Genomic DNA, 12,031 nt, shown 5'->3' with positions numbered 1-12,031 from the left:
CATGCCCATGAGAGTGCTGTTCCGTTATCTTCGCCCACGGCTGCTGCCGGTGATGCTGTTGAGCCTGGTGCTGGCGGTTCCACAGGCTCTGGCCCAGGGCGTACCCACGCCGCAGACCATGATCCCGGCGCCGCCGCAGATCGCCGCCAAATCCTGGTTTCTCATGGATGCCGACAGTGGCCGTGTGCTGGTCGAGCACAACGCCGATGAACGCCTGCCGCCGGCCAGTCTGACCAAGCTGATGACCGCCTACCTGGTGGAGCGCGAGCTCGACCGGGGCAATATCAGCATGGATGACATGGTGCGGGTCAGCGAGAACGCCTGGCGGACCGGCGGCTCCAAGATGTTCATCGAGGTCGATACCGAAGTGTCGATCCGCGACCTGCTCTACGGCATCATCATCTCCTCGGGCAACGACGCCAGCGTGGCGGTGGCCGAGCACCTGGCCGGCGGCGAGGCGCCCTTCGCCGACCTGATGAACCAGCACGCCACTCGTCTTGGGCTGCACAACACCAACTTCACCAATGCCACCGGACTGCCGCATCCCGAGCAGTACTCCTCGGCCCGCGACATGGCCCTGCTGTCGCGCTACATCATCAACGACTATCCCGAGCATTACGCCGTCTATGCCGAGAAGTACTTCACCTACAGCGACATCCGCCAGCCCAATCGCAACCGCCTGCTGTGGCGCGACCCCACCGTTGATGGTCTGAAGACCGGCTGGACCACCGAGGCGGGCTATGGCCTGGTCGCTTCGGCCAAGCGTGACGACATGCGTCTGATCTCGGTGGTGATGGGCACCAGCTCCGAAGAGGCCAGGGCCCAGGAGACCCAGAAGCTGCTCAGCTACGGGTTCCGCTACTACGAGACGCTCAAGCTCTACGACCAGGGCTCCGTGCTGAGCACCCCGAGGGTGTGGGGCGGGGAGAAGAACGACCTGCGCCTCGGCGTGGATGAAGACGTCCACATGACCGTGCCGCGGGCCCGCAACCAGGAGCTCAGCGCTCGGCTCGACATCCGCGGCGATATCGCGGCGCCGATCGCCTCGGGTGAGCGGCTGGGCACCCTGGAAGTGCTGCTCGGCGACGAGGTGGTCGGCGAGCAGCCGCTGGTGGCGCTGGAAGCGATCGAGGAGGGCGGCATGTTCAAGCGCCTGTTCGACGAGGTGCGGCGCTTCTTCAGCAACCTGGTCGGTCGCTGGTTTGGGTAGACCTTCGGTCAGTCATAAGGAGCGAGGGGCGAGGAATGCCCTTGCTCCTCGGTAGTCTCTTTGCGCAAGTTTGGTAAAATGCTCGGATATCCACGACCCGCTGGAATCCCCATGACCGACAAGTCCCTGCGCGACCTGCGCCAGCCGAGCCGGCCGGCCGGTGGCAAGCCGCCCAAGATCACCTTCCCCTGCGACTACCCGATCAAGGTGGTGGGCGACGCGGCCGAGGATTTCACCGCCGTCGTCTGCCAGGTGGTGAACCGCCACGATCCCGGCTTCGATGCCGCGAGTCTGCAGGTGGTGGCAAGCCGGAACGCCCGCTTCCTGTCGGTGCGCCTGACGCTGCGCGCCACCGGCGAGGCGCAGCTCAAGGCGCTGTTCGACGAGCTCAAGGCCACCGGCCGCGTGCATATGGTGGTGTGATGGGGGCAAGCGCCGCTCAGCCGGTTTCTCAGCCCCAGCCGTTGCCGCCCATCGAGCTCCATCGCCTGGGCCGTCGCCCCTATGCGCCGGTGTGGCAGGCGATGCGTGACCTCACCGATTCGCGCGACGCCGAAACGCCGGATCAGTTCTGGCTGGTGGAGCATGACCCGGTATTTACCCAGGGGCAGGCCGGCAAACCCGAGCACCTGCTGATGCCAGGCGACATCCCGGTGGTGCAGACCGACCGCGGCGGCCAGGTGACCTATCATGGTCCCGGTCAGGTGGTGCTCTATCCGCTCATCGATGTGCGCCGCTCGCGCCTGGGCGTGCGTGATCTGGTGACTGGGCTCGAGAACGCGGTGATCGCGCTGCTCGCCGAGCTGGGCGTCGAGGCGCGGGCGCGTCCCGACGCACCGGGCGTCTACGTCGGCGAGGCCAAGATCGCCTCGCTGGGGCTGCGCATCCGCCGCGGCGGCAGCTTCCATGGGGTGGCCCTCAACGTCGACGGTGACCTGTCCCCCTTCCAGCGCATCAACCCCTGCGGCTATGCGGGCATGGCGATGACGCGACTGGCGGATCATGTTGCCGACTGTCCCCCGGTCGAGGCCATGGGCGAGCGCCTGGCCCAGTGCCTGGCCCGGGAACTGCGAAGGAAGATAGTCAGGGCCGAGGACACGAGTAAGCGAGGAAACCCTCGTTCCTAGCCCCTCGTTCCTCGTACCTGTTATCCCACGTTGATGGCGTCGATCCGGTTGGGGTCTTCGGGCGTCTGGCCGGGCACCTCGGCGGGGGCGGCCAGGCCCAGGTTGTTCTTCTCGAACACCCGGTCGGCGCGGTAGCTGGAGCGCACCAGCGGCCCCGAGGCGACTTCCATGAAGCCCTTCTCCAGGCCGATCTGGCGATACCGCTCGAATTCAGCGGGCGTCACCCAGCGCTCCACCGGCAGATGGTTGCGGGTGGGGCGCAGGTACTGGCCGAGGGTGACGATGTCCACGCCGATCTCGCGCAGGTCATCGAAGGTGGCCAGTATCTCCGCCTCGGTTTCACCTAGGCCCAGCATCAGGCTGGTCTTGGTCAGCACCTGGGGCTTGTGGCGTTTGGCATGGGCCAGGACGTCCAGGGTCTTGTGATAGCCGGCGCGGGGGTCGCGCACCCGCTGGGTCAACCGCTCCACGGTTTCGACGTTCTGGGCGAACACCTCGAGGCCTGAGTCGACCACCTGCTCGATGGCCGAGTGCACACCGTCGAAGTCTGGGGTCAGCGCCTCCACCACCACCTCGGGGGTGTGCGTCTTGATGGCGCGGATGCAGGCCGCATAGTGGGCGGCACCGCCGTCGTCGAGGTCGTCGCGGTCCACCGAGGTCAGCACCACGTAGCGCAGCCCCATCAACTCCACCGACTTGGCGGTATTGGCCGGCTCCTCGCTATCCAGCCAGCCCTTGGGATTGCCGGTATCCACGGCACAGAAGCGACAGGCGCGGGTGCACACCGAGCCCATCAGCATGATGGTGGCGGTACCGTTGCTCCAGCACTCACCCATGTTGGGGCAGTGGGACTCGGCGCAGACGGTGCTTAGGCGATGGGTGCTGACGTTCTTCTTGACCGCCTCGAAGCGCTCACCACCGGGGATCTGAGCGCGCAGCCACTGCGGCTTGCGTCCCGGCTCGGGACGCTCCTCGTCCTGCTTGCCCTGTTTGATGCCATCCTTGATCACGGCCATGCCGTGCTCGTTGCGGAATTTCTCACCGCTGGGGATGCGTTTTGAGGTGCTGTCGCTCATAGGGTGTGAGCCCCTCCACTCGGCGGCTGCCAGGGCCCTGCGCGATAGGCGAGCACGCTCCGGGGGCGCAGGGCAGGCAAATTGATACGATGGTCGCAGGCTCGTAATCTACCACAGTCGCATCGCCAGGTGACAGGCAGGGGGCTGGTTCGCAGGGCTATCGGGGTAACACAAAGAGAGGGGCGCTGGTGGCAAGCCTCACTTTACGTAACTGCGATAGCCCTGGCCAGATCCGCCAGCCGTCGGCGGTCAGGACGGCGAGATCGGCAGGCACACCACCCCGTGGTCGGGGATGGGACGCGCCGGGGCCTTGAAGTGGGCGCTGAACTCGCCGAGCCGATCGCGCACGAAGCGCAGGAAGAGCTCGGTGACCGGGGTCGGGAAGCGGTCGCGGGGGTAGACGGTGCACCAGGAGCGGCGCAGCGGGAAGCCCGGCAGCGGCAACTCGTCGAGCAGGCCGGAGGCCAGCTCCAGCTTGACCGCCAGCCGGGGCAGGATGGCTACGCCGAGGTGAGCCATCACGCCCTGCTTGATCGCCTCGTTGGTGCCCAGCTCCATGGTGTGCGCCAGGCTCACGTCCTGCTCGGCGGCCAGCTGTTCGAAGGCCGTGCGCACCCCCGAGCCCGCTTCTCGCATCAGCAGATAGTGCTGGGCCAGATCCTCCAGGGTCGGCGCCTGCTCGGCCAGCAGCGGATGGCCGGGCCAGACCACCGGGATCAGCTCGTTCTCCAGGATCGGCATGAACACCAGGTTGTCATCGTCCTCGGGTACCATGGCCATGATCACCAGGTCATCGCGACGCGCCGCCAGCCGTTCCAGGGCCTGGCTGCGATTGCATACCTGCAGGCGCACCTGAATGTTGGGGTAGTGGGCGCGAAAACGCGCGATCATATGGGGTACCACGTACTGGGCGGTGGAGACCGCCGCCAGATTGAGTTCTCCCGAGATGGTGCCGGCCATGTCCGACAGGGCCATCTGCAGCCGCGAGACCTGGCCAAAGATCGCCTGGGTCGATGCGGCCAGGGCATCGGCCGCCGGCAACACGTGCAGCGTCTTGCCGGCATACTTGAACAGCGGCTGCCCGAGGGCCTGTTCCAGCTGGCGTATCTGGGCGCTGACCGCCGGCTGGGTCAGGCCCAGCTGTTCGGCTGCCCGCGAGTAGGACTGCTGGCGATGCACGGCCTGAAAGACCTGCAGCTGGCGAAAGGTCAGGCGATTGAGCAGCCTTGGCGTGGTCATCGGTCGTTCCGCTGGGTAGAGTCGCAGGCAGGCTGCAAAGCTGGTCGCAGCACTCCCTTTCATGCTAACACCGGCCGCCGGCAGCGGCCATGTCCGCCACTGGCGGCCATCCAGGAGACAGCCCATGCAAGACGCGGGCCCGCCCCCTGCACACGCGGGGTCGTGGCAGGGAATCATGATGGCCTCGACGGGGCTGGCGTCGCTGCGCGCCGTGCAGGCCTGCCGGGAACTGGCGCTCACCTGGCACCCCGGCGACGGTCAGTTGGGGGACGCCCTGATCGCCAGGGCCGAGCGGTACGGCTGCGAGGCGTTGCACCCCGGCGAGGCGACTGCCCCGACCCAGCTTGCCCTGGCGCAGGCCTGCCGGGGTGCCGGACTCATCTTCATCGGCCCGCGCGAGTCGCTGGTGGCGGCCATGTGCGATGCCCCGGCCATCCGCCAGCTGATGCGCGAAGCGCAGCTGCCGCTGAGCGATGCCCCGGACGCCTCGCCCCGGCTTCAGCTGCCAGTGCTGGTCGACCGGGAGCAGCGCGCCCTGGCGCTGGTCGAACACGAGGTCGCTGCCGACGGCCAGGGGCGAGCCCCCAGTGAGCGCCTGACCCCGGAGCAGCGTGCCTATCTGGGTCAGCTCGCGATGCAGGGCGCACGGGCGGTGGGGCTGGTAGGGCTCGCAACCCTCAGCTTTACCCTCGAGGGCAGCCGGCTGGGCTTTGCCGGCATGCATCCCGGACTGACCGGCCAGGAAGGCCTCGCCGAGGCGTTGACAGGGCTCGACCTGGCCGTCGAGCAGTTGCGCCTGGTGGCCGGTGAGCGGCTCAAGCGGCCGCGGGTTGGCCCCATGGGGCACGGCCCGGGGCGCCCCGGCCAGGCGCTGCTGGTGCCGCTTCATGGTGGCGCGGGCCGCATCAGCGGCGGCCCCGGAGTGCGCCTCGACCAGTCGTCGCAGGCCGGCGAGGCGCGGCTGCTGGTATGGGGGCGTGATGCCGCCGAGGCCAGGCGACGCCTGCGCCGGGCCCTGGCGGAGTGGCATGACGGCGGTACGGCTCATGCCAAAGTGCGATGAGCTCAAAGTGCGATGAGACTGAGTTTGATGAGCTTAAAAAAATCGCCAGCAACGGCTGCGCATTGGCGGCGTTAGGCGTATCCTTGCTATATTGCAATGCAGCATAGATTCTCCCTCCTGGTGCCGGCAACCCGGCCCAGCGAACCAAGGAGCCACACATGAAACCCCTGATGCCGACACCGCCCGCAGAGGCGCTGAGTTTTCTGGATCCCTTCGGTTTCGGCCGTGCCGCCTTCGACTACTGGCGAGACGCCGTCGAGCGCAGCGTGCTCTACATGGATGTGATGCGACAGCGTGGCAACCAGTACCTCGAGCACATCGAGAAGACCAAGCCCAATGTGCTGGGCTTCGACGCCGAGGTGGTCATGGATGGGCGCGAGCTGCCGCGGCCGGTGAACTATGAGCTGATGCGCATCCTGCCGCCCCAGGGCGTGGAGATCGATCTCCAGGCCCGACCCTTCGTGGTGGTGGATCCGCGCGCTGGCCACGGCCCGGGGATTGGCGGCTTCAAGCCCGACAGCGAGATCGGCGTGGCGCTGCGTGCCGGTCACCCCTGCTACTTTATCGGCTTTCTGCCCTATCCCGAGCCGGGGCAGACGGTGGAGGACGTCGTCGAGGCCGAGATCGCCTTCCTGCGCCGCGTGGCCGAGCGCCACCCGGACTCGTCGGAGAAACCCATGGTGGTGGGTAACTGCCAGGCCGGCTGGCAGATCATGATGGCGGCCTCCCTGGAACCCGACCTCTTCGGGCCGATCCTGATCGCCGGCGCACCGCTCTCCTATTGGGCCGGCGAGCGGGGCCGCGCGCCGATGCGCTACGCCGGCGGCATGAGCGGCGGCAGCTGGATGACCTCGCTGCTCAGCGACATCGGCGATGGCGAGTTCGACGGCGCCTGGCTGGTACAGAACTTCGAGCGCCTGAACCCGGCCAACACCTACTGGAGCAAGCAGTACCGGCTGTTCGCCAACGTCGACAGCGAGGCCGAGCGCTACCTGGAGTTCGAGCGCTGGTGGGGCGGCCACGTGGTGCTGGGTGGCCAGGAGATCCAGTACATCGTCGACAACCTCTTCGTCGGCAATCGTCTCTCCACCGCGCAGCTGGTCACCTCCGACGGGCGGCGCATCGATTTGCGCAATGTCCGCTCGCCGGTGGTGGTGTTCTGCTCGCAGGGTGACGATATTACCCCACCGCCCCAGGCGCTGGGCTGGGTGCGCGACCTCTACGACGGGGTCGAGGACATCATTGCCAGCGATCAGACCATCGTCTACTGCGTCCACGACACCACCGGGCATTTGGGCATCTTCGTGTCGGGCAGCGTGTCGCGCAAGGAGCACGCCGAGTTTACCGCCAACATCGACTACATCGATGTGCTGCCCCCCGGCCTCTACGAGACTACCGTGACTTCGGCCGCCGAGCGCAGCGACGCCGAGCTGCTCGAGCGTGACTACCTGCTGGAGTTCAAGCCGCGCTCCATCGAGGGGCTCAACCGTGACGTCATCGACCATCGTCCCGAGGACGATACTCGTTTTGCCGCCGTGGCGAGGATTTCGGAGATCAACCTGGGGCTCTACCGGCTGTTCGTGCAGCCCTGGGTTCGCGCTGCTATCACCCCCGAGGCGGCAAAATGGATTCGGCGCGCCCATCCGATCCGGCTGGGCTACAAGCTGCTCTCCGACCGCAATCCGCTCTCCGTGCCGCTGCCGGTGCTGGCCGATTGGGTGCGCCGCAACCGCCACCCGGTCGGCGACGACAATGTCTACCACCTGATGGAGGGTATCGTGTCTGACCAGGTTACTCGCGGGCTGAATGCCTGGCGGGATCTGCGCGACCAGGCCACCGAGCGGCTGTTCCTCGACCTCTACGGGCAGCCGCTGCTGCAGGCCATGGTGGGACTGGGCGGCGACGCTCATGTGCATCGCCGCCGGCCCGGCAGCGAGCCCGAGCATCGCCGCTTCATCGAACAGCGCCAGGCCCGGCTGCGTGAGCAGGTGGCCGAGGGTGGCAGCCATGAAGCGGTGATGCGGGCGGTCATCCACGTGCTGGGCGGCTCGCCCACCACCGATGAGCGTAACTTCAAGCGGCTGCGCGCTTCACGGGCGGAGCTGGAGCCCGGCAGCACCCTTGCTGACTTCAAGCACTTGGTGCGCGAGCAGTTCTTCATCCTAAAGCTCGACCGCGAGGCGGCGCTGGCGGCGATCCCCGAACTGCTCGAGGGCGAGAGTGCCGAGGCCATCCGCGGCCACCTGGAACACATCGACCACGTCCTGGCCGCCAGCGGCGATCTGCCCCCGCACGCCCAGGACCGCTACCGGCACATTCGCGAGCTGTTCGGGGTGGCGCTGGAGCGCGTCGAGCCCGCCGACCAGCGCCAGGCCATGGCCGAACTGCAGGCGGAGGTCGAGAGCGACGCCAAGGCCCAGTCGGCGGCATTGAGCGAGGTCGAGAAGCACTTCGCTGATGCGCCGGCGCCCGCCCGCGATCGGGCCGATGCCGAGCCCCAGCAAGCCCCTCGGTCTGTGGAAGCGTCTGCCAAGGCCCCGGCCGCCAAGTCCGAAGCCAAGGCCAGCGATCCTGCTGCCAAGGCCCCGGCCGCCGAGCCCGAAGCCAAGGCCGGCGACGCGACAGCCAAGGCCCCGGCAGCAGAGCCCGAAGCCAAAGCCCCGGCCACCAAGTCCGAGCCTGAGGCCAGCGACACTACAGCCATGGCGCCGGCCGCCGAGCGCAGTGCCGAGCCCGAGGCAACAGCGAATAAGCCCAAGCGTCGCGGGACCGGCAAGGCCGGGCAGACTCCCCGCAAGCCGCGCAAACGCTGAGCCCGCGCTCCTTTGCACGCCTCCGTCGATTCGTCGCCGGAGGCGTCTGCTTTTCGGGGCCGGGGTTTGCCGGATGCGGGGTCGGCCGTCTAGGTTCAGAGAACCGGCGTAGCGCCGTCCGTCCCGGCGTGACTGGCGTGACAGCGAAGGCTGGGGTAGGGTAAGCGGATTTTTCACCCGGCAGGCCGCCCAGCGCGAGCGCCGGGACAGAACCGTCAGGCGCCGGCCATCGGGTCGGTACCGTGCAGAAAGTGGAGCACTATGGGCAAGTCACTGGTCATCGTCGAGTCGCCGGCCAAGGCCAAGACGATCAACAAGTACCTCGGCAACGAATTCATCGTGAAGTCGAGCGTGGGTCATATCCGTGACCTGCCGACCAGCGGCTCGGGCAAGGCAGCCTCCGACCCCAAGGAGCGCGCGCGCCAGGCCGCGGCGACACGCAAGATGTCCCCCGACGAGAAGGCCGAATACCGCAAGCGCAAGTCTCGCGAGCAGCTCATTCGGCGCATGGGCATCGACCCCGAACACGGCTGGGAGGCCCACTACGAGATCTTGCCCGGCAAGGAGAAGGTGGTCGCCGAGCTCAAGAAGCTCGCCGAGAAGGCCGATGCCGTCTATCTCGCTACCGACCTTGACCGCGAGGGGGAGGCGATCGCCTGGCACCTCAAGGAGACCATTGGCGGCGACGGCGAGCGCTACAAGCGAGTGGTGTTCAACGAGATCACCAAGAACGCCATCCAGGAGGCCTTCAAGGAGCCCGGCAGCCTCAATATTCCCCGGGTCGAGGCGCAGCAGGCACGGCGCTTCCTCGACCGGGTGGTAGGTTTCATGCTCTCGCCACTGCTGTGGGCCAAGATCGCCCGCGGGCTGTCCGCCGGGCGCGTCCAGTCGGTGGCGGTGCGGCTGATCGTCGAGCGCGAGCGCGAGATCCGCGCCTTCGTGCCCGAAGAGTTCTGGGACGTCCACGCCGAGCTGATGCCGGAGCCGGAAGCGGGCAGCGGGGAGGCGCAGCCGATCCGCTTCGAGCTGGTGCGCCAGGACGGCAAGCCCTTCCGCCCCACCTCCGAAGCCGAGACCCTGGAGCGCATCGCGGCGCTGCGCACGGCGCGGCTCGCGATCACCTCTCGCGAGGACAAGCCGACCCGCTCCAAGCCCGGTGCGCCCTTTATCACCTCGACACTGCAGCAGGCCGCCAGCGGCCGGCTGGGTTTCTCGGTCAAGAAGACCATGACGCTCGCCCAGCGCCTCTACGAGGCGGGCTATATCACCTATATGCGTACCGACTCCACCAACCTCTCCAATGATGCCCTGGAGAGCGCACGGGAGTATATCGGTAGCGAGTTCGGCCCCCGCTACCTGCCGGAGTCGCCCAACCGCTACTCGAGCAAGGAGGGCGCCCAGGAGGCCCACGAGGCGATCCGCCCCACCGACGTGCAGCGCAAGGCGGGCGACCTGGCTGGCATGGAGCGCGACACCGAGCGGCTCTACGAGCTGATCTGGCGCCAGTTCGTGGCCTGCCAGATGACCCCGGCGGAGTATCTGTCCAGTACCCTGACCGTGGAGGCGAACGGCTTCGAGCTCAGGGCCAAGGGGCGGGTGCTCAAGTTCGACGGCTACACCCGGGTGATGAAGCCGGCCGGCAAGAACGAGGACCAGGCGCTGCCGGATCTCGCCGAGGGCACTCCCATGCACCTCGAAGCCCTCGACCCGCGTCAGCACTTCACCAAGCCGCCGGCGCGCTACACCGAGGCGAGCCTGGTCAAGGAGCTGGAGAAGCGCGGGATCGGCCGCCCCTCCACCTACGCCTCGATCATTTCCACCATCCAGGACCGCGGCTACGTCAAGCTGGAGAACCGCCGCTTCTACGCCGAGAAACTCGGCGATATCGTCACCGAGCGCCTCAAGGAGTCCTTCCCCGACCTGATGGACTTCTCCTTCACCGCGCGCATGGAGGACAGCCTCGACGAGGTGGCCGAAGGTGAGCGCAACTGGCGCGCGCTGCTCGATGCCTTCTACGCCGAGTTCAAAAAGGAGCTCGAGGAGGCCGAGAGCGAGGCGGGCATGCGCCCCAATCAGCCGGTGCCCACTGACATCGATTGCCCCACCTGTGGGCGCAAGATGCAGGTTCGCACCGCCTCCACCGGCGTCTTTCTGGGGTGTTCGGGCTACAACCTGCCGCCCAAGGAGCGCTGCAAGACCACCATCGACCTGCTGCCGGGCGAGGAGGCGGTGGCCGCCGACGCCGACGAGGAGGCCGAGACCGAGGCGCTGCGTGCCAAGCACCGCTGCCCCAAGTGCGGCACGGCCATGGACAGCTACCTGATCGACGAGACCCGCAAGCTGCACATCTGCGGCAACAGCCCCGACTGTGACGGTCATGAGGTGGAGGAGGGCAGGTTCCGCATCAAGGGCTACGACGGCCCCACCATCGAGTGCGACAAGTGCGGGAGCGAGATGCAGCTCAAGTCCGGTCGCTTCGGCAAGTATTTCGGCTGCACCAACAGCGAGTGCAAGAACACCCGCAAGCTGCTCAAGAGCGGCGAGGTGGCGCCGCCCAAGATGGACCCCATCCCCATGCCGGAGCTGGCCTGCCAGAAGGTCGAGGACCACTATGTGCTGCGCGACGGCGCCAGCGGCCTGTTCCTCGCCGCCAGCAAGTTCCCCAAGAACCGCGAGACCCGCCCGCCCCTGGTGCGCGAGCTCAAGGCCCATGCCGATGAGCTGCCGGAGAAGTACCGCTTCCTGCTCAAGGCGCCGAGCGAGGACCCGGACGGACGGCCGGCGCAGATTCGCTTTTCGCGCAAGACCAAGTCCCAGTACGTGATGACCGACGAGGGCGGCAAGGCCACCGGCTGGAAGGCCATCTTCGACAACGGCAAGTGGCAGGTGGAGGATAAGCGCAAGTGACCCCGCGATCCCGTACCAACCAGCTGCTCTATCAGGCCGAACTGCTGCTGCAGGTGGCGCCGGGCAGCGACGAGCACGCCGAGGCGCGGCGCATGGCCGCCGAGGAGGGTGCCCTGGCGCTCACCGAGCTGGCGCTGGAGTCACTGCTGCGCGAGGTCACCGAGCATGCCGCCCTGGAGCGGCATGACTGGCGCGAGCTGCTCGGTCCCGAGGGCGAGTCGGTGGCCGAGCTGCAGCGGCTGCGTGAGCTGGCCGCTCGGCAGGGCAGTTGGCTTTCCTGGCTGATCGGCAAGCTCGAGGCGCTGCACGCTAGCGACGGCGCGGCACGACGTCGCAGCGGCGCCGGCGCCGGCCTTATCGCCGTGGGCAGCGCCGCCGCCCTGGGGGATGAGCTGCACGCCTGCCTGCGCGAGGCCAAGGCGGAGATCGCCGCCCTGCGCGAAACCAGCCAGGAGTGGTAGGCCTCCACTACTTGCAAGTCTTGCAAAGCGAGGAGTTCCGGGGACAGGCCGGAAAGTGGGTCCTATGCCAGGGGTGAGGAGCACTGCTCCGAACGGGCTGGCCATGGATGGCCAGCACCGGAACTGCAAGCGGAG

9 protein-coding genes are annotated in these 12,031 nt (G+C 67.6%); 7 read left to right on the top strand and 2 right to left on the bottom strand.

Translation table 11 applies throughout. The features are described from left to right. The first annotated feature begins 7 nt into the window (after nucleotides 1–7). The 3 genes from HOP52_RS01130 (at nucleotide 8) to lipB (ending at nucleotide 2,337) form a co-directional block, all read left to right on the top strand. Nucleotides 8–1,210, top strand: coding sequence for a D-alanyl-D-alanine carboxypeptidase family protein (locus tag HOP52_RS01130; protein ID WP_238975107.1), 1,203 nt, complete (start codon nucleotides 8–10; stop codon nucleotides 1,208–1,210). A 111-nt stretch (nucleotides 1,211–1,321) separates the two neighbouring features. Then, nucleotides 1,322–1,633 (top strand): HP0495 family protein, encoded by a 312-nt coding sequence (locus HOP52_RS01125; RefSeq protein WP_238975105.1) that lies wholly within the window; start codon nucleotides 1,322–1,324, stop codon nucleotides 1,631–1,633. Continuing rightward, nucleotides 1,633–2,337, top strand: a complete 705-nt coding sequence (gene lipB, locus HOP52_RS01120) for a lipoyl(octanoyl) transferase LipB (RefSeq protein ID WP_238975103.1) — start codon at nucleotides 1,633–1,635, stop codon at nucleotides 2,335–2,337. The genes HOP52_RS01125 and lipB overlap by 1 nt, the downstream gene beginning before the upstream one ends. Nucleotides 2,338–2,357: 20 nt before the next feature. Here the strand turns inward: lipB and lipA are convergent, their stop codons facing one another. Together lipA and HOP52_RS01110 are read right to left on the bottom strand one after the other, a co-directional pair. After that, nucleotides 2,358–3,413, bottom strand: coding sequence for a lipoyl synthase (lipA, locus tag HOP52_RS01115; protein WP_238975101.1), 1,056 nt, complete (start codon nucleotides 3,411–3,413; stop codon nucleotides 2,358–2,360). Nucleotides 3,414–3,662: 249 nt separating this feature from the next. Continuing rightward, a complete protein-coding gene (locus HOP52_RS01110; RefSeq protein WP_238975099.1) occupies nucleotides 3,663–4,652 on the bottom strand; it encodes a LysR family transcriptional regulator in 990 nt (329 codons plus the stop codon). Between the two features lie 175 nt (nucleotides 4,653–4,827). Here HOP52_RS01110 and HOP52_RS01105 point away from each other — a divergent pair, with 175 nt between their 5' ends. From HOP52_RS01105 to HOP52_RS01090, 4 genes are all read left to right on the top strand, one after another. Continuing rightward, a complete protein-coding gene (locus HOP52_RS01105; protein WP_238975087.1) occupies nucleotides 4,828–5,715 on the top strand; it encodes an ATP-binding protein in 888 nt (295 codons plus the stop codon). A gap of 158 nt (nucleotides 5,716–5,873) precedes the next feature. Then, complete coding sequence (locus HOP52_RS01100; protein WP_238975085.1) at nucleotides 5,874–8,528, top strand: DUF3141 domain-containing protein; 2,655 nt, start codon at nucleotides 5,874–5,876, stop codon at nucleotides 8,526–8,528. 261 nt (nucleotides 8,529–8,789) lie between these two features. Beyond that, nucleotides 8,790–11,435, top strand: coding sequence for a type I DNA topoisomerase (gene topA / locus HOP52_RS01095; RefSeq protein ID WP_238975083.1), 2,646 nt, complete (start codon nucleotides 8,790–8,792; stop codon nucleotides 11,433–11,435). Further along, entirely contained in the window at nucleotides 11,432–11,896 is a 465-nt protein-coding gene (locus tag HOP52_RS01090) for a DUF6586 family protein (RefSeq protein WP_238975081.1), read from the top strand. The genes topA and HOP52_RS01090 overlap by 4 nt, the downstream gene beginning before the upstream one ends. Nucleotides 11,897–12,031: the final 135 nt, after the last annotated feature.

Source organism: Billgrantia campisalis, from assembly GCF_022341425.1.
In the GTDB taxonomy this organism is placed as follows: Bacteria; Pseudomonadota; Gammaproteobacteria; order Pseudomonadales; family Halomonadaceae; genus Halomonas; species Halomonas campisalis.
Note: the sequence above shows the minus strand (reverse complement) of the source record. Positions and strands in the feature narration are given on the sequence as shown.

Coding starts and splice junctions, on each gene's coding strand:
- HOP52_RS01130 (WP_238975107.1), top strand. CDS start 8: ATGAGAGTGCTGTTCCGTTATCTTCGCCCACGGCTGCTGCCGGTGATG.
- HOP52_RS01125 (WP_238975105.1), top strand. CDS start 1,322: ATGACCGACAAGTCCCTGCGCGACCTGCGCCAGCCGAGCCGGCCGGCC.
- lipB (WP_238975103.1), top strand. CDS start 1,633: ATGGGGGCAAGCGCCGCTCAGCCGGTTTCTCAGCCCCAGCCGTTGCCG.
- lipA (WP_238975101.1), bottom strand. CDS start 3,413: ATGAGCGACAGCACCTCAAAACGCATCCCCAGCGGTGAGAAATTCCGC.
- HOP52_RS01110 (WP_238975099.1), bottom strand. CDS start 4,652: ATGACCACGCCAAGGCTGCTCAATCGCCTGACCTTTCGCCAGCTGCAG.
- HOP52_RS01105 (WP_238975087.1), top strand. CDS start 4,828: ATGATGGCCTCGACGGGGCTGGCGTCGCTGCGCGCCGTGCAGGCCTGC.
- HOP52_RS01100 (WP_238975085.1), top strand. CDS start 5,874: ATGAAACCCCTGATGCCGACACCGCCCGCAGAGGCGCTGAGTTTTCTG.
- topA (WP_238975083.1), top strand. CDS start 8,790: ATGGGCAAGTCACTGGTCATCGTCGAGTCGCCGGCCAAGGCCAAGACG.